The following is a 24,950-nucleotide window of genomic DNA, read 5'->3' as shown; positions in this document are numbered from 1 at the left end:
CTACCCGGCGCCGCGCTCTACACCGTGCGGAACACGAATGCCGGGCTATTATGGCGCAGCTGGCGGCCGGTAGCAGCGCGGAAGACCTGCTGCAATTGCAGTGCGGGAGCTACCCGTGACCAGAGGGTTTTCGTGCTTTCCTTGCCGCTTCGGCTTTTCCGCACTGCTTGGCCGGTAACAACGCGCTGGGACCAGCGGAAACCGGTTTCATGGAAATATAGGTCGGCAAGTTCCGGGCTGATGTGATGAAAGACGCCTGCAATGGTTCGCCGGACCCGAGCATTGAACCCCTCGGCTGAATTGACGTGGACGGCATCCCGGACATATTCGCGGCTGGAGTGGTTGACCGTCTCGTGTACGGCAAAGCTTTCACCTATGGCCACGAATGCCTTTGCTTCGTTGCTCAGCACTAGACTAACCACAGTGCCGGCCGGCCCATCTTTGAAAAAAACGCTTGCAAAATGCCGTGCGATTAGATGGGATATTCGGCTTTGCGTCTCAGCGTTGACCATTGTGGATTGGGGTGCTGCGCTTCTGGCTGATGGTAAAACGAGGTCATGTCTTTCAACAGCCTCAAACATCAAAGGGAGAAGCGCAGCATGAAACACTATTGTGCACTGGATGTGTCGGTGAAAGAGACCGCGGTCTGCATTGTTGATGAGACAGGCAAGATTTGCCGGGAGACGAAAGTAGCCACTCACCCTGAGGATTTGATCTCGGTGATCAAGGATCCGAAGTGGCAGATTGAGCGGATCGGTCTTGAAGCCGGACCACTGTCGCAATGGCTTTATGACGGACTTGCCAAGGCAGGATTGCCGGTGATCTGCATCGAGACCAGGCATGCCAAGGCATTTTTGAAAGCCCAACCGAATAAGACGGACCGCAACGATGCGCGTGGCATGGCCCAGATGATGCGCGTCAATCTCTATCGGCCTGTGCATGTGAAGACATTGACGAGCCAGAAGCACCGAGCATTGCTGACCGCGCGCAAACTTTTGCAGGAGAAAGCCATCGCCATCGCGAATGACATTCGCGGATTGTTGCGCAACTTCGGTCTGAAAGTCGGATTGGTCGGCAAGATCAAATTCGAGGAGCGGATCAATGAGCTCGTCGAAGACAGGCCTGATCTACACGAAATCATGCAGCCATTGTTGGCTGCACGCAAACTGTTGCGCAACGAGTTCACCAAGCTGCACAAGAAGGTTTTGGATTTGGTCCGCGAGGATGAAGTCTGTCGCCGATTGACGACGATCCCTGGTGTCGGCCCCGTGGTCGCTCTCACCTATACGGCAACCATCGATATTCCTGCGCGGTTTGCACATTCAAAGGCGGTCGGTTCTGTGCTCGGGCTGACGCCGAAACTGAACGAGTCTGGTGAAAGCAAGCGGGTCGGGCGCGTATCCTGTTGCGGTGACGCGATGATGCGATCCCTGCTTTACGAAGCAGCACAAGTCCTGCTTGTAAACGTCAAGAAATGGTCGTGGCTGAAAGCGTGGGCGATGAATATCGCCAGACGCCGCGGGAGGCAAAAGGCGGTTGTAGCGTTGGCACGACGGCTTGCGGTGATCATGCATCGCATGTGGAGTGACGGAACCGAATTCTGCTGGACACGGGAGAGCTTGCCTGTTGCTGCATAGTTAGCAACCAGGGTAACGAAAAAAAAGGAGACAAGAAGATTCCGCCGGTGGTGGAAAGATGTCCTTCGCAGGACGACGGATGAGGTGAGTTCGCGTGTTGTCTTGGTACGGTCGTTTATTGCGATCAGGTCGCCGATTAGATTGTTCCGCCTCATTCTTCTGGTCCCATAGTGGGAGGGCCACACAGGTCGATCCCGGAGAGAAGTGCGATACTGCGAAGACATCAATGCGGATTCCGACGTGAAGCCGGCCGGCAATCCGATCAAAGACCGGCCACCATTCCGATTTGAAGCCGGCCACCGTTCCAATCAAAGACCGGCCGGTTTTCGGCACTGAAGATTACCTCCTGGGTCAGCAACTTTCGGCATCGATACCTCGTGATGAACGAGGACATTTTGATGCCGGCAAAGAGAAGGCTGACCATGAGACAGTTACGACAAATGCTGCGACTTGCCGGAAGCGGGACCAGCTCCCGTGAGATTGCGGTCGTATTGGGAATAGCGCGCAGTACGGTGCAGGATAATCTGCAGCGCGCAGCAGCAATTGGATTGAGCTGGCCCTTGCCGGGCGAACTCACTGACGATGCGCTCGAGAACAAGCTCTTCGCTCGCAACGGCATCAAACAGGGCACGAGACGACGCGTCGAACCCAATTGGGCCGATCTTGCCGTCGAGCTAAAGAAGCCCGGCGTCACCCTGCTCATCCTGTGGGAGGAGTATCGTGGGTCGCATCCCGAGGGTTACGGCTATTCCCGCTTTTGTGAGCTCTTTAGAAGCTTCGAGCAGCGGCTTTCGCCGACGATGCGCCAAGAGCATGCAGCCGGCGACAAGGTCTTCGTCGACTATTCCGGCAAGAAGATCCCGATCGTTGATCGCAAGACCGGTGAGATCCGCGAGGCAGAGATCTTCGTGGCGGTGCTCGGTGCATCGAGCTTCACCTATGCTGAGGCGACCTGGACGCAAACGCTCCCCGACTGGATTTGCTCGCATGTTCGAATGTTTCGCTTCTTCGACGGCGTTCCGCGGCTGATCGTTCCCGACAATCTGAAGTCGGGCGTCAACCACGCCAGCTTTTACGATCCCGAGATTAACCGCAGTTACGGCATGATGGCATCCCATTATGGAGTCGGCGTTCTTCCGGCACGGCCAAAAAAGCCGCGAGACAAAGCCAAGGTCGAGAACGGAGTCCGTTTCGCCCAGACCTGCATTCTGGGGCGGTTGCGCAAGCAGACGTTCTTCTCGCTTGCTGAGGCCAATGCCGCTATTCGCCAAGCGCTCGATCGCATCAATGACCACCTCATGCGTCGATTGGGTGTTACCCGGCGGCAATTATTTGAGAGTGTCGAACGTGCCGCGCTCGCCAGCCTTCCGGGTGAAGACTACGAATTCGCCGAATGGCGTTTGGCCCGCGTCTCGACGGATTACCACGTTGAGTTCAAGGCCTTCTTCTATTCCGTGCCGCACAGTCTCATTCGCCAGCAGGTCGATCTGAGGGCAACGGCGCGCACCATCGAGATCTTTCACCGCGGCAAGCGCATTGCTGTCCATCAGCGCCGCTATGGCGGCCCTCGTCATGGAACCGATCCGGATCACATGCCCAGTTCCCACCGGCGATATGCTGAGTGGACACCGGATCGTTTCCGTCGCTGGGCTGCATCCATCGGGCCACAGACAGAAGGTCTGGTCATCGCAATCCTTGCCAGCCGCCCGCATCCCGAACAGGGCTTTCGAACATGCCTGGGCGTTTTACGCTTGTTTCGCGACATCGATCGCAATCGGGCCGAGGCCGTGTCTGCCCGCGCCGTCGAGATCGGTGGGCTGAACTGCAAAAGCATTGCTTCGCTTCTGGCCAACCACAAGACCGCCCGCCATTCCACCGAACCGACCACCATCGTCGATCACGCCAATCTGCGTGGTCCTGATTACTTTCAATGAGGAGATGCACCAATGCTGATCAATCCGACCATCGATATGCTGCGCGAACTCGGCCTTTACGGCATGGCCACAGCCTTCCAGGAACTCGACGCACAATCCGAAGCGCGCGGCCTCGAGCATGGAGAGTGGCTTGCCATACTGCTTGAGCGAGAGGCTACCATGCGCCGCCAGAAGCGTTTCGAAGCCCGCGCCAGGGCTGCCAAGCTTCGCCATGATGCACAGATCGAGAATGCCGACTTTCGTGCGTCTCGTGGTCTCGACCGCAATCTGTTTATGACGCTTGCTCGCTGCGACTGGATCCGCAAGCATCATAGTCTGCTCGTCACCGGGCCAGCCGGGGTCGGCAAAAGTTGGCTTGCCTGCGCACTCGGCCACAAAGCCTGCCGCGAGGATTTCTCCGTCGCATACCACCGGGTTCCTCGACTGTTCGCCACGCTCGCACTTGCAAGGGGTGACGGACGATACGGCAGGATACTCAAATCCCTCGCCAAGACCGACCTGCTGGTCCTTGACGACTGGGGACCGGAAAAACTCAACGATGATCAGCGCCGCGATCTTCTCGAGATCATCGAAGACCGCTACGAGCGTCGCTCGACGATCGTCACAAGCCAGGTGCCCCTGGATCGCTGGTGGGAAATCATTGGAAACCCAACGCTCGCCGATGCGATCCTGGATCGCCTCGTTCACAACGCCTATCGCATCGATCTCACCGGTGAAAGCATGCGCAAACAGCGTTCGCCATTAGCATCTGAAATACCGCACGCTTGACCTGAAACAAAACCCAATCCAAACATCAACAAGACCCAGGATCAGTCCGAGAAATGGCCGGCTTCAAATCGGAATGCTGGCCGGAATGAAATCGGAATGACTGGCCGGCTTCAAATCGGAATCGATGGCCGGCTTCATCGGAATACGCAGACATCAATCACCGCAGCTGCGGATAGTCAGAAGGTGCTTGACCTCACCACGCCGAATAGAGAAGACGACCCCAACAAGCTCGACGGAGATGATCATCTTCAATTGTGCGGTCAACGAGTACCCTTTCCAAAAGCACTCGATTACCTGAATACCCTTACCCCCACGTTTTTCCCACTCTCGGCTCGCTATCGTATGCTGGCTGGAGAGGCAAGCGGACCACGGTGATTTGCACGGCCATTGCCCGTGAACTAGCCGGCTCCATGTGGGCCGTCGCGAGGGGGCGCAGGTCATCAGATCGTAGTAGATCGCTATAGCCAATTGCGCCTCGCGCATGGGCGGAGGCGGGACAACGGCAGGGTAATATCCGTCACGCGCTTTGTGGCCGGCAATGACCGACGCCCGCAGTAAGATTGGAACAGACCCGGACGCGCAGTCGGAAATGTGGTACCAATCGGCGTGAATCAGCCACGAACACTCGAGGTTTTGACGGCGGCGCCGGTGCGGGCGCGACGCAAACCGCGTGACTGGCCGGATGAGGAGAAGGAGCGGCTGATTGCCGAGACGTTGTTGCCTGAGGCCGATGTCTCGGCGATGCGCGTTCTGAGGGATTGGATCCCTCGCAGCTTTACGGGTGGCGTCGCAAGGCACTGTCATCGGGGTTGGTTGCACACCTGCCGGGAGCCGTGAAGGAGGAAGTGAAGTTCGCCCGCGTTGAGCCGGTGGCAAGTTCTACGGTGGAAATCGTCATCGGTGATGTCCTGGTGCGCGTCCCCGGCGAAATCGAGCCGGCTCACCTGGCAAGATGGAGTGGTTGCCGCCCTCCCCAGACGGCATCGCAATGTGCCAGGATAGTGGTGTTTACAGCCACTGAGCGGAAAGGACGGCAACCGTGACGAAAGATACAATGATCGGGGTGGATTTGGCAAAGACGGCTTTTCAGCTTCATGGTGCGTCGATGACTGGGGAGCTGAAGTTCCGGAAGAAATTGTCACGGGGGAGTTTTGCCAAATTTATGGCCGAGCAGCCTCCAGCGGTGGTCGTGATGGAAGCCTGTGGCAGCGCGCATTACTGGGCCCGCGAGATGAGCAGGTATGGCCACGAGGTGAAGTTGATCGCCCCGCATTACGTCAAGCCTTTTGTAAAGCGTCAGAAGAACGATGCGGCAGATGCCGAAGCGATCGTAATCGCGGCTCAGAGACCTGAAATGCGCTTCGTAGATCCAAAGTCTGCCGAGCAACAAAGCAGGGCAATTTTGTTTCGCGCTCGAGAGCGCCTTGTGCATCAGCGCACAGAACTGGCCAACGCACTCAGGGGCTGCCTCTATGAATATGGCTATGTTATTGCGCAGGGAATGCATCAGTTGAAACGCGTTGATGAGATCCTCAATGACCCAAATAGCGACTTGCCAAATTTGATGCGCGAGGAGTGTCGCGACCTGATGGACCAGATTGCCGAGAAGACGGTCCGCATCGATGCACGAACAGTGAAGATCAAGGCGCTGGCGGCTGAAGCCGACACAGCGCGGCGACTACAAACAATTCCAGGTGTCGGCCCGTTGACCTCCCTGGCTGTTGAGGCCTTTGCCCCGCCCATGGAGAGCTTTCGGTGCGGGCGCGACTTTGCCGCATGGCTAGGTCTTGTTCCGCGCCAATTCTCCTCCGGTGGAAAAGAGCGGCTCGGACGCATTTCTAAGGCGGGCCAAGCTGATATCCGCCGACTCCTAATCATTGGCGCGATGTCGCGCCTAACCTGGCTGACCCGCAAAGCGATCATTGAAGGCTCATGGCTCGCGCGCATTGCCGCGCGAAAGCCACGAATGCTTGTTGCGATAGCATTGGCCAACAAAATGGCGCGTACGATTTGGGCCGTGCTCACGAAAAATGAGGATTATCGAGTTCCGACACAGGCAGCCGTTGCATGATCGATATGCCACTGCTGCTTGGTTTCGGATAAAGAGGGAGTAAGAAGGCGACGACCCGAATGGGCAAAATGATCGAACAGATCTGGATCAGGAAAACCAGTGTAGTATCTTGAGCATCTGAGCTCGTTTGAAAGAGTTGGGCCTTATCCGCAGATCACCATACCGGCCAGCGGCTTTTGACATGCCGCATTTAAAGGCCTGACAGAAGACCGCACTCGATCACTCGCATATTTGGGTTAGAAACTTCTTGCCCCACGGGCGGCAACCACAGAAGATACGGCGATCTCGATCCGACAAGACGGGCAACGGATATGGCGGGGGAAGTGCCCATCTGATCCAAAGCTTCTGGCGCAGATGATCCGCAAGCATGCCCCGCACGCCAAGCGCGTTGTATTTGAGACGGGGCCGCTGTCGACGTGGTTCTATCACGCGCTGGTGGCCGAGGGTGTTCCGGCGATCTGCATTGAAGCGCGGCATGCGCAAAAAGTATTGAACGAGACGCTCAACAAGACTGATGCCAATGATGCGGATGGCTTGGCCCAGTTGGCCGAAGCCGGCTTCTACAAGGCGGTCCGGGTAAAAGCGTTCGACAGCATGCTTATACGCACCTTAGTTGGGGCTCGAAATCAACTCCTGAGTGTCTCAACCCAGCTGAGCAACCAGGTCCGTGGCCTAATGAAGACGTTCGGTCTCATTGTCCCCGAAGGAAAAGGTCGGATATTCGATGGCAATGTCAGAGAGCTTCTCGCTGGGAACGACAACCTTGCACGGATCATTTTGCCTCTGCTCGATGCGTGGCGCGACATACGCAAACACGCGGCTGATCTTGATCGCCAACTGCTCGCAGCGGCGCGACAGAGCCAGGCGACGAAGCTTTTAATGACGATACCATACCGGGCATCGGAGCCGTCACAGCCGTCTCGTACGTCGCAGCGATTGAAGATCCAGGAAACTTCAGAACGTCGCGCTCAGTTGGCGCTTGGCTCGGATTGACAACACGGCGCTACCAGTCGGGCGAGGTCGATTATGACGGCCACATCTCTAAAAGAGGCGACAACCATCTGCGGGGTTTGCTTTATGAAGCGGCGACGGTGCTCCTCACGAGAACCGGCGTTATCCGCGGTTTTGCGATCGAGTTCGGCATTGTCGCTGCCAAAGGCATGTGCAGGATCGAACCGTTGTTGGAGCGGATTGCTGCAGATCAGTCTCTGCCGGAACTGGCACGTGAGCTCTTCGCCATACATGGTGAGGAATATCGCGAGCTACTTGGCGAGATCAAAATCATCGATGAAAAATTGATGGCCTTGCATCGTGCTGATGAATGCAGCAAGCGCCTGGCGGCAATCCCCGGTGTGGGACCGATCGGCGCCTCGCTTCTGATGATGAAAACACCCGACCCAGCGATGTTCAAATCGGGGCGTGATTTTGCCGCCTGGATTGGGCTGACGCCGAAAGATCATTCAACCGGTGGCAAAGTCAGGCTCGGTATAATCACCCGCGCCGGCGACGAAATGTTGCGTAGTGTGTTGGTGGTCGGCGCAACTGCCCTTCTGCAACAGATCCGGATAGGACGACCCCATCGCTCACCAGATCGACGCCAACGGTGAGCAGATTTGCCCGCTCCTGGGACGACAACAGCCGTGGTGTCGCCTCCTCTCGGCGTGCCAATTCCGTCTTGGCCACCTCCAGCGCGCGCAGGGCTTCTTCCCACTCCCGTTCCAGGGAGCGGGCGACCAGGCGATTGTCAGGATCTACAGCGCGATAGCGGCGCTCGGCGCGGTTGACGGCGAACTGCGCCCGTTCCACGTCGAGCCGCCACTGCTTGAGGGTTGCTTCCCGATCGCTTTCCAGACGTTCGGCGGCTTCAATCGTGGCGGTTAGGCGCGCTGGTTCAAGTGCCTCCAGGAAAGCTGCAGCCACGGCCTCATCGATCTGCACGCCGCCGATATTGAGACAATAGACGCCCCGTCCTTCAACGATGATCTTGCCAGCGCAATGATAGCCGGGTGCCGCGTTGCGACCGCGATAGTGGGTGCGTAACCGTCGTCCGCAATGACCACAGTCAGCAACGGCCCATGCGCGCGAGCAAAGTCCGCGGTCCTCGCCGTACCTCGCCGTACCTCGCCGTATGAATACGACATGACTGCTGTAATTGCGAATACAACCGGCAAAGTTGGTATCATATTGCAACCGTAACCGTACATTCTTGGGAGTCGGGGGGCCGCTTGCTTATATTGATAAGCACTCGTCACGAAAGATGAGCATTCCAATGCAGTAAGATGTTCCTCGTAACCGTCGGTCCGCTATGAGACTTCTACTATGACCTATGATGAAAAACCGGTCTTATCTGAGCTCTTCGATGCTCCGTCGCAGGGCGCGGTCGGCGAGTGGATCCCAAAGGCTACAAGGGCAAAGCCGCCGTTGTCGACCCCAAGACCGGCGCCTATTCCCGGATAATTACGTTTGAGGGATTTGTAACCGGCGCTATTGGGATGCCGGAGATGGAACGAAGATGCTGACCGGCAATAAGACGCTGCTCGAATCCAAAAACCTCATCAAAACAGCCGATGGGGGAAACCACGTAATGATCAAGCGTCTTGGAGGCCTGATCATCAGAACCTACGGCGTGAGCGATCAATCCGAAATCGCGAATAAAGGCCTCGAGGCGGAAGAAGGCGAGGTCAGTAGAGCGCCGCGCTGGTCTGGTGTCGAATGGAGATCCGAAAAAGCGAATATGGCCAAGCGATCACGAACCATCGCAGCAAGAGTGGCAAGCTGTTCGCTAGAAGCACTACTTGGCTGGATCCAATCCGGGCGGAGGGTCACCGATATCAAAAATTTAGGCAGCAAATCCTATAGCAGGCCAGGTAATCAACCGCATTCGGGGCGTGACGGGTTACATCAGAACAACCGTCCGGCCATTATTTCAGCCGAGCCTTCAGGAGACCCCTCCGGAAAAGACGCAGCCTTTAAAAAAGGACTAACGCTTGGACAGGCGGAGGTGAAGAACGACGCTCAGAAGCCGTCGGTTTCCAGAGAGGCTGCCACACACCAACGGCCAAGAGAAGACGAAATGATGGTGATGTCAGCGGACTGGGAAGCCGAGCAGGGCAACGAATATGGTGACCCAACGAACGTGATCGTATTTGGGGCGAGAACGAGTCCAATCCAGGCATCAGGATCCATAAGCAGACAGTTCAAGTCAAGAGCGCAACGGCATGCGCGATGATAAAACGGCCGTTCGAACTAATTTCAAAGATAGCCACTCGGACGTAGCTCGCGGACGTTCTGCGTCAGCTCCCGGGGCGCGGATGCCGCGGCAAATGTCAGAACACTCGAGGAACCGCAGCGAAGCAGGGGTGAGCATAGAAGCGCCGCGGAGGTCATGAGGAAATGGACGGGAACACGACTCGGAAGCTGAACACGCTGCTGTTTGCCTTCCTTCTTTCGCTGACGATGGGGCTGTTGTTCGCGAGCATTTATGCAAGCTTCTATCGCCACGGCATCAGCCGTGAAACCATCAGTCGCTTCGACATCTTCTCCTTCTGGTACGAAACGCCCTTATATCTTGGCTACGCCACACCGGTCTTCCTCCGTGGCTTGACAATCGCCGTCAGTACCGCCGTACTCGCCACAATGGCAGTCGCCGTTGTAATCCTACGAAAGTCGCAACATCACGGAACGGCGCGCTGGGCCGCGCGGCAGGAACTACAACGAGCGGGCTATATCAGGCCTTTTCGCAACATAACTGGACCGATCTTTGGCAAAACGGTTGGGCCGCGTTGGCCGGGTCGATATCTAACTAACGGCGAACAGCCGCATAGTCTGGTCGTGGCCCCGACGCGTGCCGGCAAAGGCGTTGGCGTGGTCATCCCGACCCTCCTGACCTTCAACGGTTCAATTCTGGCGCTCGACGTGAAGGGGGAGCTATTCGAGTTCACTTCGCGCACCCGCATGACGCGGGGCGATCGGGTTTTCAAGTTCGCGCCACTCGACAGTGCGGGACGGACCCACAGTTACAACCCTGTGCTTGACCTCGTTAACATGCCGCCGGAACGCCGTTTCAGCGAGACGCGGCGGCTGGCCGTTAACTTGATCGTTGCAAAGGGGAAGGGATCGGAAGGCTTTATCGATGGCGCGCGAGACCTTTTTGTCGCTGGCATACTCGCATGCATCGAACGCGGTACGCCCACGATCGGTGCCGTCTACGACCTATTCGCCCAGCCCGGTGAGAAATACAAGCTTTTCGCCCAGCTCGCTGAGGAAACGCAAAATAAAGAGGCAGAGCGAATTTTCGATAACATGGCCGGTAACGATACTAAGATTCTGACTTCCTATACCTCTGTCCTTGGTGACGGCGGCCTGAATCTCTGGGCGGACCCCTTAATCAAGGCAACTACAACGACGTCGGATTTTTCAATTTATGATCTCCGCCGCGATCCCACGTCAATTTTTCTCTGCGTTAATCCAAACGATCTTGAGGTAATCGCTCCCCTCATTCGGCTGTTCTTCCAGCAGGTGGTCTCCATTCTACAGCGGACACTGCCGAAGAAGGACGAAATCTTCGAGGTGCTGTTCTTGCTGGATGAATTTAAGCATCTCGGTAAACTCGAAGCCATAGAAACCGCGGTCACTACGATTGCCGGCTACAAGGGGCGTTTCATGTTCATCATCCAAAGCCTCTCGGCTTTGACTGGGGCATATGAAGAGTCTGGTAAGGAGAATTTCCTTAGCAATACTGGCATACAGATCTTTATGGCCACCGCCGACGACGAGACTCCAAACTATATTTCGAAAGCCATCGGCGACTATACGTTTCGCGCCCGCTCCACCTCCTTCAGCCAGCGCAACATTTTCGATACAAATATTCAGCTTTCTGACCAAGGCGCGCCGCTGTTGCGGCCGGAGCAAGTGCGCCTCATCGACGACGACATGGAAATCGTGCTGATCAAAGGGCAACCGCCGCTTCGGCTAAAAAAGGTGAAATATTATTCCGACCGCGTGCTTAAGCGGATTTTCGATAGCCAGTCTGGTGCCTTGCCGGAGCCAGAACCCCTCGACCTTGCGACCACTTATACCAAGGCTCAAAGAGGTTGACTCACGGGATTGATCGGGATAGGGGGACGCCTCACGGCGCCACCCCTCCCACACCACCGGGCATACGGGTCACGTACCACGGCGGTTCGACCAGATTAAGCTTGGGCAGAGAGATGGAGTCGGGGAAGACCGAGTGACTCGAAGTAATGGGTGCGTAGGGCCTGTTGCACCGCGGGGTGTCCTGACATGCGCCAGAATCCCGTCGGCGAACCGGCGGCAATCGCAGCACGGAACTTTGGAACGCCACAACGGCGCAGTTCCTTGAAGCGGTTGTGACCGTTTCCCCATTGCCGCCAAAGATACATACGTAGTCTTCGGCGGATCCACGCTTCCAAGTTCGTAAGCACCCGCGGGGTCTGGCAGAAGCCGAAGTAGCCGCGCCATCCGATGAGGTATGGCTTCAGCTCTTTGATCAACTGCGGCAGGCTGATTCCCCGCGTCCGGCTTGTCAGGTCCCGGATCCGCGCCTTGAACTTGTCGAGAGCTTTCGGCGCAATGCGCCGCTCGCTCCCGTCATTCGAGATGCTGAATCCAAGGAACTTCCGCTCCTGAGGTTGCGCCACCGCGCTCTTCGTCTCGTTGACCTTCAGCCGCAGCTTCTTGGCCAGGAACCGGCCTATGGAAGCCATAACGCGTTCGCCGGCGCGGCGGCTGCGAACATAGATGTTGCAGTCGTCCGCATAGCGGCAAAAACGGAGACCCCGTCGGGCCAGTTCCTTGTCGAGATCGTCGAGCACGAGATTGCTTAGGAGGGGTGAAAGCACTCCCTGAACGCAAAAGGTAATTTTACGTTCGAGCGGACGATTCCACTCGAACGTTCTCGTTCTGTGCTTGATCTTCGTCTCAAAAGGTAATATGTATATGTCACATGTCGCGATCGACCGATGCGCAAAAAGCGGAACGTCTCAATACGGCCCATGGGTTACTCGCGCGCGGGCTGAGTGTGACGGAGGCTGCCTTGTCGTTGTCGCGCGAATTCGCAATGTCCCGACGTCAGGCCTATCGTTACATCGAGGAGGCGCAGTTGATCGGTCGCCCCGTGCCGGTTGTCGAGCCAGCCGCAGCAGTGACGTTCAAGCTTCCGCCGAACCTGGTCGATGCCGTCCGGGCGCGGGCAGCGGCGGAAGGAACGACGATCAGCGAGATGGTCAGCCGGGCGCTGCGGGCGTTCCTCGGCGAAGCTGGCGGCCATGGTTGAACGGCGCGGCCATGATCGCAGCATCCAGTTCGAGCATGCCTTCGATCGTCTCCTCGCCGTCAAACTGGAGCAAGTCTTTGGGATATTGGTCCCAGAGCAATTCCGTGCGGTCAGCACCGAGCCGCGCGTGAGAGGGAAGAGCGATGAAGGCCGCCGCGATCTACGCCAGGGTATCCTCCGAACAGCAGAAGGAGGAGAACACGATCGCCAGCCAGACAGCGGCGCTGATCGAGTTCGCGCAGGAGCAAGGATACAGCGTACCCGATGAATGGGTGATCGAGGACGAAGGCTTCAGCGGCGCCAGCCTGGCGCGGCCAGGTCTGGAGCGGCTGCGTGATCTCGCCGCCGAGGGCCACCTTTAGGCTATCCTGATCCACTCGCCGGATCGGCTGAGCCGCAAATATGCTTATCAAGTCCTGCTGACCGAGGAGTTCGTCCGCCATGGTGTCGAGACGATATTCCTGAAGGCACCACATTCCGGCACGCCGGAAGATCAGTTGATGCTGCAATTCCAGGGCATGATCGCCGAGTATGAGCGGGCGCAGATTCTCGAACGATCCCGTCGCGGCAAGCGCCACCGCGCCAAGGCCGGGGAAGTCTCGGTCCTTTGCGGCGCACCCTATGGCTATCGCTACATTCGCAAGACCAGCGATGTGCCGGCACGCTACGAGATCGACACCGCTGAAGCGGAGGTCGTGCGACTGGTGTACGACAAATATGCCGTGGATGGTCTGAGCATCGGTGCGATCGCCCAGCTGTTACGCGAGATGGGACTGCCCACGCGCCGGCGGGTGACGCGCTGGGAACGATCGGTGGTCTGGGCGATCCTACGGAACCCCGCTTACAAGGGCACAGCCTGCTTCAACAAGACGCAGGTCGGAGCACGGCAGAAGGTGACGAGACCGTTCCGCCTGACAGGGCGGACGATCCATGGGGAAAAGAGCAGCGGTCACGAACGGCCGCGCGATGAATGGATCGAAATACCGGTCCCGGCGATCGTCAGCGACGAGACATTTGCGCTTGCAGCAGAGCGCTTGGCCGACAACAAGCGCTTCGCGCCCCGCCGGACCATCGAACCCAGCATCGTTCAAGGGCTGGTCTCCTGCCGCAAATGCGGCTATGCGCTGTCGCGAACATCGACCCGCAGCTCGGCGCGCAAAATCCATTACTACCGCTGCCTTGGCTCCGATGCATGGCGCCATCTTGGCGGGGCCGTGTGTGATAGCCGGCCTATCCGCCAGGACCTGCTCGACCAGATCGTCTGGCAGGAGGTTATCCACCTGATCGAAGATCCGACACTCATCCAGGCCGAACTCGACCGACGCCTGGATGCTGCCCGTGCTGCCGAACCGATGAAGCGGCGGCAAGACGCTCTCGAACGCGAGTTGACGCGGATCGGGAAAAGCATGGAGCGCCTGCTTACCGCCTATCAAGAGGATCTCGTGTCCCTCGAAGAACTACGGCGCCGGATGCCGGAACTGCGCGGCCGCGAACAGTCGATGCGCGCCGAACTGCAGGCGATCGTCGCCAGGCCGCCGACCGGATGTCGTTCCTGCGTCTGGTCGAAACCTTGACCGCTTTCCTTCAGCGGCTGCGCGCGTCGGCGGATTCGCTGGACATCATTGAGCGACAGAAGGTCGTCCGACTGCTGGTCAAGGAAGTGTTGGTCGACAACGATTCGGATGCTGGCGGAGAACACGCTCGTGTTGAATATGCGCACGACGCGTCTAGGAACCCGACCGGGTGGTGACGATTGCCTTGAAAGCCGGGCTGTGGTTCCGGCGCGGTCGTCTCGTCATGCTCTCTCCTGTTTCCGGCATCTAAGCCAAAGTCAGGCAGCAATTCCACTTATACCCGCTGTCCAATTTTTCCGGGCTGGTTCGTCGGTGATAGCGGTGCGATCGCGCGCCATTGATTATCGAGCCAGAATTCTCATCCGATTATCCATTCTCCTTCAAACGGGCACATTGAATCAAATTATGACATAATCCGACCAGCTGATTGAGTTTTCACTCTGTACCGCCAAGCATCGGATGTGCCCTATCTGCGATGATGATCATTCCTCCTCTTGTGAAGGTAGGTAAATCTCAAGCACCCCGCGGGAGCCATTGCGCCGTCCGACCTGAACTACCAGGTCGATTGTGCGCTTAGCATACGCAATAACCTCGCCGTGGGTAAGCCTGACCCCCGTGCGCAGCACCATTAGCGCAAGGCGGTCAAATGCTAGCTCTGGGCTATCAGCATGGATGGTAGTAATGGCCCCAGGGTGGCCGGTGTTGATCGCTTCGAGAAAGTCATAGGCCTCCACGCCGCGGATTTCTCCAACGATAATGCGGTCCGGCCGCATGCGCAGGCAGCTCTCGAGCAGCTTGGAAGGCATGCGTGCTGACTTGTCCTTCCGGTCGGATATCAACCCCACTTGGTTGCGATGGGGTGGGAAGAGCTCCTGTGCGTCCTCAATGGTGATCAGGCGCTCGTTGTGGTCCATCATGGAAATCAGCGAGCGCGCTACCGTCGTTTTGCCAGAGGATGTGCCGCCGGAAACCAGCACGTTGAATCTCTCCTCGATAGCCTGCCGGAACAGACCCTGCAGGTCACCGTCGTGCGCCATCTTAGCAATCGCCCTGTGCCGGAGGCAGCGCTCCGTATCGACGCGTATCAGTCCCCCGTTGGCGAAGCCGATATCCTCCGTCGCCAGCCCCCGTGTTAGATATTTGCGGATCGACAACGATACGCCGAACTCTATCGCTGGTTCGATCACGATTTGAACGCGCAGTGGATGCCCCCAGACCATGACCCGGCCGGACACAATCGGATGCAAGGCGCCAAGGGTGTTGCGGGTGTCGCCGGCAAGCTGCACAGCTAGCCGCTTAATGGCATGGGGCGCCATCGTCACGTCGATCTCGTGCATGTATTCGGTGCCCGCCGCTTCGATGAAGATTGAGCCATTTGGATTGATCACAAGCTCGTTGACGCGGTCATCAACCAGAAAGTCTCTCAGAGGGCTCAGATATTGCTCTACGTAGGAGATTCCGCGATTCGTCGGAACATAATTCATCTGAACACGAGATCCCGATTTACGAAAACACGGATCTCCTCACCTTGCGGAATTTTAATGGTCGGCGGTAGCGAAAGATACTTATCAAGGACGCCGCTTGCCTGGTCGTTCGCTGTGTCGCTCATCTGTCCGCCGACCTGGCCGCCGCCGACCTTGGAGGTCGTGCCGGATTCAGACTGGCTGTTGCGGTTGGACAGTATCGAAGGAAGGGTGGTGATGGCGCTGATGAGGATGGCGACCCCGAATTTTGTGCCATAGCGGTTGTTCAGATTACCTTCCGTGCCCGACCGCCCAAGTATGTCTGCGCCGGTGGAACCAAGCGCGATTGATTGTCCCGAAGGCGTAATCGCTCGGTTCCATGCTATCAGGACGCGCCTCTGAGCGAGGTTGACGTCATTGTTGAACTCACCGATCAAAATGGTACCAGAGGGCATCAGAACGCGTGCTCCATCAAATGAATAAACAGGTTCCATCACCTGTGCACGAATATTGCCAGGCAACTCAGTATCGATCGCGGTTTCGAGCACGGCTGAGATAATGGTTCCTTGCACCACTGTGTGCGAGGGATCAAGCAGCCGCCGCGAAACAGACGTCTGGAACGTGCTGCTGGCGGCCGTCTCTAGGAACTGCGCGTTTTGGTTCTGGTCAGTCGCCGATTTATCGCTCTCAGTGGTCACGCCGGCAAGCCCATCAGCCGCATCGACCACCACCGAACTGGATTCACGCTGCATCTTGTCGAGCTTCTGGCGCTCCTTGAGCTCACCCGACTGCAGCTTTCCCGCCTCTTCGGCGCGCTGGCGCTCCTCTTCCGCTCGCTCGGCAGCGGCTCTCAACCGGACGTTTTCTTCGGTCATTGCCTTCCTCTCATCTTCAAACTGCCGCTTCATATTCTCGTTATAGCGGGCAATCAGCGCCTCAATTTCTCCAGAGGAGACGCTGCCTTGTTTTTTGCGCTCGAGTTCAGCAATCTGATCCTGTAGCGCCTTGATCTTTGCTTCCCAGGCTGCGTTAGGATCTAACTCCTTCTTTTCAGGTTCCGTGCTCGCGGGTACGGCGAAATCGAGATGAACTGGTAAATGAGGATCTTTCTGAACTTCCATATCGACCTTAGAAACCTCCTGGTCGTTGTCGCGGCCGATCCCCAGGGCCTTTAGGGTAGCCGTCGGCCCAGCGACTGCGAAGAACAGCGCCACGGCCCCTCCCATCAAGCCCGCCGACATCATGAGCCTTGCATTAGTTGCGCCGCTAGTACCGCGTGTCTGTCGTGCGCGGCGAGCGTTGACAAGCACGTCCCGTTCCCTTGCCCTGTGTTCAGGGTCCGTCGGCTCGGTGCCGTCATCGCGAATAGGGCCATCGCTGTGATTGTCTACTGACATGGCTCGCCTTTCACCTAACGCTGACGTTCCTGTTGAGCCGCGTGGGACCGGTACGACCGATGCACACGGACTCGTTTCCTATACGCAGGATCCAGTAATCGCTCGTTCCATCAGCAATGATCTCGTTTCCATTGGTGCGGGAGTTAATCAGCTGTTCCTTGTTGGCCGGTCCCACCTTAAAAATGGCCGGACGAGGAGCGCCTTGAGGCAGGAAGAACATCGTCTGCCGGCCATCGTCTTGGACCCAGCGTGGTCGAAATGCGGCGTCACCCGAGAACAGGTAGTCCGCGCGAAGGCCGTCCCGTCTCAAGGAAGCGTCGCTATTCTGCTTCGGCTTCTCGTCGCCTGCATAGGTGAAGATCGACCGGAAGAGGGGCGCAGCATTAGCTCCGCCTGAGAATTCACCGATGGAATGAAGTTCAAATGTATATACCCGACTGTTGGTATAAATGGTCATGTTGGTCGTGGCCGAGGGAAGCATCGGTTTGACGCTGACGACGTTTCCGGCCTTGAGCTTAACCACTTCCCAGGATGCACTGTCGCCGATAAGGATAGACTCGACTTCCTCGCTCTCCGAAAACTGCAGCGCGGTCACCGATTTAAGATAAAGGTCGAGCCGATAGACATTGTTTTCATTGTAGGCGAAACGCCGAATGCGCGGATCGCCGGCCGGCGCCGCCACCGCGGGTTTTTGTCGTAGCGCGGAAACCGATTCGGACGCGTAGACGGGCGCTTGATCGGCGAGGGCTGCTCCTACACTCAGAAGCAGCAGGATTGCGGTGTGCTTGAATATGGGGGCGGTTCCTCTCGTGCTGGAATTCTAACCATTAGTTTCGGCATCGATCCGGTATGACAGAACGGCAAAGCCAAGGGGATTCTTCCAAACCTCCTCGAGCTTGGCATCCTCCTTTGGATGGAACGAATAGCCCACCGTCGCCACAAAGCTGCGCTCGGCTGTTTCTCGCCCCTTTTCCTCGCGGAACTTAGTTATCCGCACCCGCGCGAGATTGGGCGCGCTACGACCGGAATCCGGGTTGATAGAAATCGATTTTACGGTTACCCGGACACGGACGCCTGTTCCGTAGATGGTCGGCGGATATTGTGGCGAGCTGGACGTCCACAGCTGGGCCAGTGTTTCAGCGGCATTATCCTTCGAACGGGCCATGACGTCCAGAATGCGAGTGCTGTTGTCGGCCTGGTCGTAGGTCTCGCGGTCGACGACATAGGATACAAGCTCAGCCTGCAGCACTGCATCTTGCTGATCGAGGGAGGCCGGGCGAACATGCACCAGTTTTTCCGCCTGGCCCGTGGACTTGTCGACCATCACCACAAAAGGTTTGGTTTCCTTGAGCGGGAGGATTGCCAGCAGGCATCCCAACGAGAGGAGTGCCGCGCCGATCGAGCCGACAGCGACTTTCGCCCAGTTGTTGCGCTGCTGGCGAAGCGTGAAGAATATTTCCTCCTCATAGGCGTTTTTAATATTCATCTTGGCCATGTCGACACCGATACTCTTTAAATGTTTGAGTAATGAAGGAATTGATCGTTCCTGCCTCATGTCTGAGACGGCCTTCCCGCCGGAACTAGATGCGTGTAAAGCGGGACACGAAAGGCTTGGTAGCAGACGCCTGAGATATAGCCCCTAACGATTGCGCGCCGGCGCTGGACGACGCGGCATGGGACCCGGAAGCGATCCTTTCGCAAACTCGCTATGACTCATGCCGCCGTTGCCGCGAGCGTTCCTTGCGATCATTGGAGTGTTCGCGAAATGCCGCAAAGCCGGACTTCATGCTGTCAGCAGCAGAGCTCCCAGCTTTCGAGGTGGCGGTTGCCGCGCCGCCTGTATGGGGATGCCTTCGTGGATGACGCATCGCGCCTAACGCCCTGGAAGGAAGGTTCAAAGCGGCGTTTTGTAGCGCACTCGCGCCAGTGGTGCGGGCTGACGCGCTAGTGAGGTTCCTGGCAACGCTTGCGCCTCCGACCGTAACGCACGCGGACGCCAGTGTCTGCGCCATTGACGGGATGTGGAACAGCAGGACTAGCACGGCTATCATAAAGAAGACGAAGGCGATGAACTTGCTATTGTCCCCACTTTCTGCCCCGGACATCGCAAGTAAATGGCCGGCGAAATAGAGAACAATTGCCATGAGGCAGCCGACAAGGAGAGGCATGATGGCAAAACCGATCAGAAAGTTTAGCCAGCCTTGAAAATACGGCCTCGTTCTCTCCCACATGAACATCATGATGCCGAGTGGAGCCATGCTCAGAGCCACGATAAAGCCCGCTTTAGCGGTCAGCACAAGCGCAGCACATGATGCAATGAATATGCCGCCTACGATGAACACGAAGACCCCCGAGACGACATTGCGAAGGGCCCTTCCAAGGTGGAAAATTGAGAAGTCATGAAAAAAGTCGCGGGAGATCCAGATGATGGCATGACCGAATTCGTCCATCGCAGCATAGGTTTTGGCCTCGCCGGCCCCGCTGATCTTCGCAGGATCGAGGATATTCGCCCCTGGTGTTTCGATATCCTTCGCCACCGCCTCGACGACGAGGTTCGAGTACCCTTGTGTAATACCTGTCAGGGCGTTGTAGACCGGGCTGAAATTGCTCCAAAGGGTGGCGAAACTTACGACTAGTATGTATGTCACCGCCCAATTAAGGTACTTCGAGTAGCTTATGTTCTGTATTTGCAATACATGATTTAATGCTATGAAAAGCAGAGCCACGAGCCCGATCGACGCCGTCAGTTTCCTGACGGGATTTGCCACGGCCGTGTACACGGCCTGCAGATAGTGGACGGTCGCCCCGTCGATCTGCGTTGCTATCTCTTGAATCATTCCCATGGCGTCACCTGTTGAAGTCCTTAAGGCCGTCAACCCAATCTTCGTTGCTCGCTTCGCTTGCCATCATCATGAAATAGCTGCTGACGATGGAGGTCACGGCCGACTGCGTTCTTAGGCTTTCATTAATTTGCTGCGTGAGCTCGATCACCGCGCGCGTGTTGATGTCGATGCTCGTCTTGAGATCCTTGCTCGCCTGAAGGGCTGTGATGTAGTCGTTTACCCGCTCCATGCCCTCGTTGGCACGCTTGTAGGAGCTTTCCGCCACGGAGCCGGCGATCGCGCCCTTGGCGGCGAGTTGAGCGAGCACCTTTTTGCTGGCTAGCTCGTCATCCTTGAGCGCGAATGCTTTGTCGAGAGAGAAGGTGCTGCGGAAATGAGCGAATGCTGCCATGAGATCCGGTGGCCCATCGACGGCGCCATTCAAGGCGCTGTCTGCCATTTCCTTGAGGCCTTCGCCGCCGTGGCGGGCAGCGACTTCGTCCGGCCCATTCAAAAGCGGAATGGTCTTTGGTCCAGTCTGCCCGTTACGAATAGCATCAAGCGCCGTCTTCTGGTTCTGGACTGCCATGGACATCTGAGTAATGCCCCCGCCCATGATGCGAGACAACCGGACGAGCTTCATGACTTGCTCGATTGAAACCTGGTCATGAGTCTCCTGGACACCCGAGGGGCCGTCCGGCGCACCCCCGACGGCAGGTTCCGGCAGCGGAGTGACGGCGTCCTGGGCATGGGCGACCACAGCAGACCCATCCGGTTGAAAAAGAAGGATCGAAATAGCCAGTAATCTGGTTCGAAGATGCCATTTCATACCCATGCTCCTCTTGGAAGTCCGCTTGCGCCATCCCACTGACAGGCGCAGTGGTTTTTGCGTTCCGCCGGCACGGATTGGCAGGAGCTCAGGCCGCAGACCAGCAATACGATCACAACTAAAAGCTCTTTCATCGCAACATCTCCATCTGAAAATCCGGTCTGTCGCGCCAGCCTGCGATCACTTTTTCGCCGCGCCCGCCGCCAAGCACGTCAACACCTTTGCCGATCGCGACGAGATCGAAGTCGAGCACAACGCTGTCACCGCCAGATTTGAGCAGCACGAGATGGTTGTCGACATTGCTCATCTGAAGGAATGCGCTTTCGGTGGGCGTCAGGTGCAGGGGGGCGAGTTCCCCCTCCGTATTGAAAGAACTTGGATAAAGGAGACGCGTGACGGCGCTTTCCAAAATGGCATCGCCGGCAGCGCTATTCTTGATATGGGAAACCCGCTGGGTGAGCAGGACGACAGCGACGTTCTTCTTGCGCATCGTCAGCATCCAGTCCTTCAACCGCGCCTCGAAATAGGGATCATCGAGGAGCTTCCAGGCCTCGTCAAGGACGAGCAACGTCGGATGCTCATCCTCGACGAGCCGCTCCACACGGCGAAAGACGTAGCTTAGCCAGGCGGTGCGCACGAGGTCATTGTCGAAGATCTCCGTCAGGTCAAATGCCGTCAGACGGTTGTCGAAGGCGAGAGGGTCCAACCCCTTTCCGCCGAATAGCCAACCGAATTGACCGGTCTCATCCCACCGCCCGAGTCGGTTGTACAAATCTCCGTCGTCGTCGGTAGCGCGAAGCTGACTGCGGAATTGCTCGAGGTTCTGCAACCGCGGGTCGGCCGTGGTATTGGCCTGCACCGCGTCGCTGAGGGCTTGGATCTGTACCGGATTGAGCTTTCCTCCGTCGTTTTCCGCCAGCGCCGCCAGCCAGTCCGTGAGCCATGCCGCGCCGCGACTGTCGGCCTCTGCCCGCATCGGGTTAAAACCCGTTTCGTCACCGATGCTTACTGCCGAATAGCGCCCGCCCATGGCACGCACCGCCATTTCGAAACCGTTGTCCTTGTCGAATAGAATGGTTCGAGCGCCGAGCCTCTGGGCTTGGCTTATCAGGAACGCCGCACCAAGTGTCTTGCCCGAGCCGGTCTGCCCCAGAATGAGCGTGTGGCCGACAGTGCGCTGGCCTGGCTTTCCGGGCAGGTGGAAATTGAAGCGGAAGGTCTCGCCACGCGCAGTCGGAAATATGGTGACGGCGTCGCCCCAAGGGCACTTTTCGGGTGGGCTGCCTTTTGACTGGCCGTGCATGGCACAGAGCTGCGCGAAGTTCTGCGAGGAGATCATCGCGGGTCTAGTCCGGTAGGCGAAATTCCCGGGATGCTGCGCGAAATATACGACGCGGGAGGAGAAATTTTCGCGAACAATTGCCGATCCCGCATCCTGCATGGCGCGCGTCACATAGGCCATGGCGCCATCCAGCTCTTTGAGACTGTCACAGAACACAGCAACACTGCAGTGATGGTCTCCGAAGATCACCCGACCAGAGGCGACATCGTCTTCCGCCTCTTCGAGTTGTGCCATGAGCGATATGGCCGCATCTTCCGCCGCGCGCATCTGCTTTCTCACCCGGGCAATCTTGCCCTGCGCCGATATTGGATCGATAGGAGTAAAGCTCTGGGTGACTACGGTGTCATAGGGCAGGTTCAGCCGGTCGAGGATTCCGGGATATGTCTCAGCCGGGTAGTCCTTGACGGAAATGATCGTTCCGAACCGGCGTCGTTTTGGATCCGTTCCTTCGCATTCAAAAACGCGACAGCGGAAGGCTATCTGCGAGCTGGCCAGGAGGTCGGCTACTGGCAGGAATTTGGTGCCAGGAATGAGACTTCCGCCAGAACCGTCTATCAGAGTACGCATCAGGCCGAGCCAACGGCCGTCGGAAACCGTCAGGCGGCTGGGCCTAGCTTCACCGATAGCAACCATGCAGGTATTGATCATCTGGTCGAGGCGCAGCGCCCGCGCTGCGACCTCATGGCGGCTATGGACGTCCCTGCCACCGAATAGCGACAGGAATTTGGTGATCTTCCGGGGTGGCCGGATTACCAGCGTGACTACCGTCACTCGATCTCGAAGGCCGACCGTTTGCAGGTATCCTTGCCAGCGGCGATCGATTTCCTGATTGAAAGGATGGCCGTCAACCGGCGACATCATCGGCCGGGTCTCAATCGAAATTCGATGGACATAATAAGCGACATCGCTGCGATGCTGTGCGATGAAGCGCGAGAACGCGTTGCACAATTCGACGGTATGGAAGCTATCGACAGTGTCCGGATTGATGCCTTCGACAAGAAACGAACCCATCAGGTCGCCGTCTCGCAACATCAGGGTGACGTCATCAACCACACTCAAATAGGGCAAGCCGCTGACCAGCAGTTCGCTCTTTTCCAAGCGTTTGATTGCAAGGCTGCGGGTCGCTCGCGTTGCGGAGGTTTCAAGCACGGTACACCACCCCTTCGCCCCACAGCAGTGCTGGACTCATCCGCGTCCGCTGCACGGTAGCGATGAAGACACTGATGATCTTGGGATCGTAAGCCGCAAGACCGCGCAGGGCGGCATAGCCTACTCCGCCCGTGATCACGACATACACGAATGAGCGCGTAATGATGAAGCCAAGCATGACCGTGGCAATTAGCACGACCAGATACATGATCGGCAGCCCGGCGAAACTGACCTCGCGGGTCAGGCCGATGAATAGCGGGGTACGTTCCATTACCGTCACTCCAAATGACAAATGCGATCGCCGGGCCCACGACATGAGGAGGCGGAGGGGCAGGCCCAGCGCATCAGGGCGGCGTTAACTGGGGGCGATGCCCTTTACAAAGGTTGCGCCGCCAAAAACGATGGCGATGCCGATTATGATTGACACCGCAAATGTCCAGTTCATGTGGCCAGTCATGAAGGAGAAGCCGATGGCGATCACCGCAATGGCCGATATGGCGACCCCGAAGGGTCCGGTGATTCCTTCGACGACTCCGTCCAGGAAGTTCGTGACGCCAGAAAATTCCTGCGCGGTGCTGGGACTGCTAGAGAGAAGAACCATTGCGACGATCATCGCAACGAACTTGAGAGCGTCCTTCTTAGGGAGATAGTTCTTGAGATGTCTCATCTTTCCTCTTCATAGTTGGATAGTTGGTCGATTTGAATTGCTGAATTCAGGCTCTCGAGAATGTGCCACCCATCTCCTGGCAGTTGTGTCCCCGCAAGGCGTCGCTGGCGTGACGAGCGACGCCTCCTGTGGGACTGGGTCGAAGGGCTCCGGTTCGTGCGCAACAGCGCTCGGCGCAGAGTCCATCTCGTTGAAAATGTCGGACACGTATTGTAGCGTTTCCTTGTAGGGCGGAATAGCGCCGTATTTTCGCACGGCATCAGGACCGGCGTTATAGGCTGCGAGAGCAAGCTCGGGTGAACCGAACTGATGGAGCATCGCGGTCAGGTATCGCGCGGCACCCTCAAGATTGTCCCGGGCCGAAAAGACGTCACAGACGCCGAGTCCTCGGGCGGTGTCGGGCATTAACTGCCCCAGTCCTTTGGCGCCTGCAGGCGATATGGCTTCGGGGTCGAAGTTGCTTTCCCGGTGAATCATCGTAGTGAAAAGCGACACAAACGATTCCCGCTCCAGCCCTGCGCGTGCTACCCCGGCGGCACCTGCATACCTGCGACCGACCTCGAGTGTCAGCCATCGCATGCGGGTTTTTCGCGCCGATAGTTTCGTCGACAACATACGAGGCTTGGGTAAGCGTAAGCGGTGTTTGATGAGCCTTTCCGCTTTGAAAGCCGCTATTTTGTTGGGCCCACTGCCTCTATACGTGTTGGAAGGCGCGTCCAAGATCACTGAAGTGGCGGCGTGATAGTTAGTCACTGCTGTGAAAGAAGCATTGGAGGAATTTTTGTCAAAGATCGTCGGATTGTCGGCGCTACTTGCCTTTCGCGGTGCGTCCGCAGGCACGCCGTCCGGTACGATCATGTCATTACCAAGTTGTTCAAATACTGCTGCGAGGGTGGGAACTGGCTGCACAACTAGCAACGACAGTAGCGCAAGCGCCGCCATCCGCTTAATATGCATTTTTTCTACAGTGTATCCCCCTCTATTTTCAAAGGGCATATCAAC

General features: G+C 57.4%; 21 protein-coding genes and 4 pseudogenes. 12 read left to right on the top strand and 13 right to left on the bottom strand.

Annotation, left to right across the window (positions count from 1 at the left end):
• Window positions 1-17: 17 nt before the first annotated feature.
• Window positions 18-410, bottom strand: a pseudogene (locus QA648_RS36010) (transposase); the annotation flags it as partial.
• 189 nt (window positions 411-599) lie between these two features.
• Here QA648_RS36010 and QA648_RS36005 point away from each other — a divergent pair.
• From QA648_RS36005 to QA648_RS35980, 6 genes and pseudogenes are all read left to right on the top strand, one after another.
• The gene (locus QA648_RS36005; protein WP_120708988.1) at window positions 600-1,637 is read left to right on the top strand and encodes an IS110 family transposase; all 1,038 of its coding nucleotides are present in this window, start codon (window positions 600-602) and stop codon (window positions 1,635-1,637) included.
• Between the two features lie 398 nt (window positions 1,638-2,035).
• Window positions 2,036-3,571 carry an IS21 family transposase gene (istA, locus tag QA648_RS36000; RefSeq protein WP_283054957.1) on the top strand — a complete coding sequence of 512 codons (1,536 nt, stop codon included), beginning with the start codon at window positions 2,036-2,038 and terminating at the stop codon, window positions 3,569-3,571.
• Between the two features lie 12 nt (window positions 3,572-3,583).
• Window positions 3,584-4,339: an IS21-like element helper ATPase IstB gene (gene istB / locus QA648_RS35995; RefSeq protein ID WP_283054956.1), complete on the top strand. Its 756-nt coding sequence runs from the start codon at window positions 3,584-3,586 to the stop codon at window positions 4,337-4,339.
• Window positions 4,340-5,393: 1,054 nt separating this feature from the next.
• Window positions 5,394-6,410 (top strand): IS110 family transposase, encoded by a 1,017-nt coding sequence (locus QA648_RS35990; protein ID WP_283055075.1) that lies wholly within the window; start codon window positions 5,394-5,396, stop codon window positions 6,408-6,410.
• A 282-nt stretch (window positions 6,411-6,692) separates the two neighbouring features.
• A pseudogene (locus tag QA648_RS35985) lies at window positions 6,693-7,546 on the top strand (IS110 family transposase); the annotation flags it as partial.
• Window positions 7,526-7,975, top strand: a pseudogene (locus tag QA648_RS35980) (transposase); the annotation flags it as partial. The pseudogenes QA648_RS35985 and QA648_RS35980, both read left to right, overlap by 21 nt.
• On the opposite strand, the gene QA648_RS35975 reads toward QA648_RS35980, so the two are convergent.
• The gene (locus QA648_RS35975) at window positions 7,902-8,600 is read right to left on the bottom strand and encodes a zinc ribbon domain-containing protein (RefSeq protein ID WP_283054955.1); all 699 of its coding nucleotides are present in this window, start codon (window positions 8,598-8,600) and stop codon (window positions 7,902-7,904) included. The pseudogene QA648_RS35980 and the gene QA648_RS35975 sit on opposite strands and share 74 nt — an antisense overlap.
• Window positions 8,601-8,922: 322 nt before the next feature.
• Between QA648_RS35975 and QA648_RS35970 the strand changes: the two genes are divergently transcribed.
• Together QA648_RS35970 and virD4 are read left to right on the top strand one after the other, a co-directional pair.
• A complete protein-coding gene (locus tag QA648_RS35970) occupies window positions 8,923-9,639 on the top strand; it encodes a hypothetical protein (RefSeq protein WP_283054954.1) in 717 nt (238 codons plus the stop codon).
• 164 nt (window positions 9,640-9,803) lie between these two features.
• Entirely contained in the window at window positions 9,804-11,507 is a 1,704-nt protein-coding gene (gene virD4, locus QA648_RS35965) for a type IV secretion system ATPase VirD4 (protein ID WP_283054953.1), read from the top strand.
• 95 nt (window positions 11,508-11,602) lie between these two features.
• Here the strand turns inward: virD4 and QA648_RS35960 are convergent, their stop codons facing one another.
• A complete protein-coding gene (locus tag QA648_RS35960) occupies window positions 11,603-12,271 on the bottom strand; it encodes a group II intron maturase-specific domain-containing protein (RefSeq protein ID WP_349254345.1) in 669 nt (222 codons plus the stop codon).
• 104 nt (window positions 12,272-12,375) lie between these two features.
• Between QA648_RS35960 and QA648_RS35955 the strand changes: the two genes are divergently transcribed.
• From QA648_RS35955 to QA648_RS35940, 4 genes and pseudogenes are all read left to right on the top strand, one after another.
• Window positions 12,376-12,705 carry a ribbon-helix-helix protein, CopG family gene (locus tag QA648_RS35955; RefSeq protein ID WP_283054952.1) on the top strand — a complete coding sequence of 110 codons (330 nt, stop codon included), beginning with the start codon at window positions 12,376-12,378 and terminating at the stop codon, window positions 12,703-12,705.
• A 143-nt stretch (window positions 12,706-12,848) separates the two neighbouring features.
• Window positions 12,849-13,241, top strand: a pseudogene (locus tag QA648_RS35950) (recombinase family protein); the annotation flags it as partial.
• Window positions 13,224-14,279, top strand: a complete 1,056-nt coding sequence (locus QA648_RS35945) for a recombinase family protein (RefSeq protein ID WP_283055077.1) — start codon at window positions 13,224-13,226, stop codon at window positions 14,277-14,279. The pseudogene QA648_RS35950 and the gene QA648_RS35945, both read left to right, overlap by 18 nt.
• Window positions 14,249-14,455 carry a hypothetical protein gene (locus tag QA648_RS35940; protein ID WP_283054951.1) on the top strand — a complete coding sequence of 69 codons (207 nt, stop codon included), beginning with the start codon at window positions 14,249-14,251 and terminating at the stop codon, window positions 14,453-14,455. Before QA648_RS35945 ends, QA648_RS35940 begins: the two co-directional genes overlap by 31 nt.
• Window positions 14,456-14,761: 306 nt before the next feature.
• Here QA648_RS35940 and virB11 read toward each other — a convergent pair whose 3' ends face one another.
• The 10 genes from virB11 to QA648_RS35890 all read right to left on the bottom strand — a co-directional run bounded on the left by virB11 (window position 14,762) and on the right by QA648_RS35890 (window position 24,944).
• Complete coding sequence (gene virB11 / locus QA648_RS35935) at window positions 14,762-15,763, bottom strand: P-type DNA transfer ATPase VirB11 (protein ID WP_283054950.1); 1,002 nt, start codon at window positions 15,761-15,763, stop codon at window positions 14,762-14,764.
• On the bottom strand, window positions 15,760-16,956 hold the full coding sequence (locus tag QA648_RS35930) for a TrbI/VirB10 family protein (protein WP_283054949.1): 1,197 nt from the start codon (window positions 16,954-16,956) through the stop codon (window positions 15,760-15,762). Before QA648_RS35930 ends, virB11 begins: the two co-directional genes overlap by 4 nt.
• Window positions 16,957-17,149: 193 nt before the next feature.
• Window positions 17,150-17,821 carry a TrbG/VirB9 family P-type conjugative transfer protein gene (locus QA648_RS35925; RefSeq protein WP_283054948.1) on the bottom strand — a complete coding sequence of 224 codons (672 nt, stop codon included), beginning with the start codon at window positions 17,819-17,821 and terminating at the stop codon, window positions 17,150-17,152.
• A gap of 138 nt (window positions 17,822-17,959) precedes the next feature.
• A complete protein-coding gene (locus QA648_RS35920) occupies window positions 17,960-18,634 on the bottom strand; it encodes a type IV secretion system protein (protein WP_283054947.1) in 675 nt (224 codons plus the stop codon).
• Between the two features lie 211 nt (window positions 18,635-18,845).
• Window positions 18,846-19,982: a type IV secretion system protein gene (locus QA648_RS35915; RefSeq protein WP_283054945.1), complete on the bottom strand. Its 1,137-nt coding sequence runs from the start codon at window positions 19,980-19,982 to the stop codon at window positions 18,846-18,848.
• A 4-nt stretch (window positions 19,983-19,986) separates the two neighbouring features.
• Complete coding sequence (locus tag QA648_RS35910) at window positions 19,987-20,790, bottom strand: type IV secretion system protein (protein WP_283054944.1); 804 nt, start codon at window positions 20,788-20,790, stop codon at window positions 19,987-19,989.
• Between the two features lie 130 nt (window positions 20,791-20,920).
• Window positions 20,921-23,281: a DUF87 domain-containing protein gene (locus QA648_RS35905; RefSeq protein WP_283054943.1), complete on the bottom strand. Its 2,361-nt coding sequence runs from the start codon at window positions 23,279-23,281 to the stop codon at window positions 20,921-20,923.
• The gene (locus QA648_RS35900) at window positions 23,274-23,552 is read right to left on the bottom strand and encodes a VirB3 family type IV secretion system protein (protein WP_283054942.1); all 279 of its coding nucleotides are present in this window, start codon (window positions 23,550-23,552) and stop codon (window positions 23,274-23,276) included. The genes QA648_RS35905 and QA648_RS35900 overlap by 8 nt, the downstream gene beginning before the upstream one ends.
• An 84-nt stretch (window positions 23,553-23,636) precedes the next feature.
• Window positions 23,637-23,948, bottom strand: a complete 312-nt coding sequence (locus QA648_RS35895; protein ID WP_283054941.1) for a TrbC/VirB2 family protein — start codon at window positions 23,946-23,948, stop codon at window positions 23,637-23,639.
• 9 nt (window positions 23,949-23,957) lie between these two features.
• Window positions 23,958-24,944, bottom strand: coding sequence for a lytic transglycosylase domain-containing protein (locus tag QA648_RS35890; protein WP_283055070.1), 987 nt, complete (start codon window positions 24,942-24,944; stop codon window positions 23,958-23,960).
• Window positions 24,945-24,950: the final 6 nt, after the last annotated feature.

It is taken from the genome of Rhizobium sp. CB3171 (genome assembly GCF_029714265.1).
Classification (GTDB): domain Bacteria; phylum Pseudomonadota; class Alphaproteobacteria; order Rhizobiales; family Rhizobiaceae; genus Rhizobium.
This window is presented reverse-complemented; position numbering and strand designations above follow the sequence as displayed.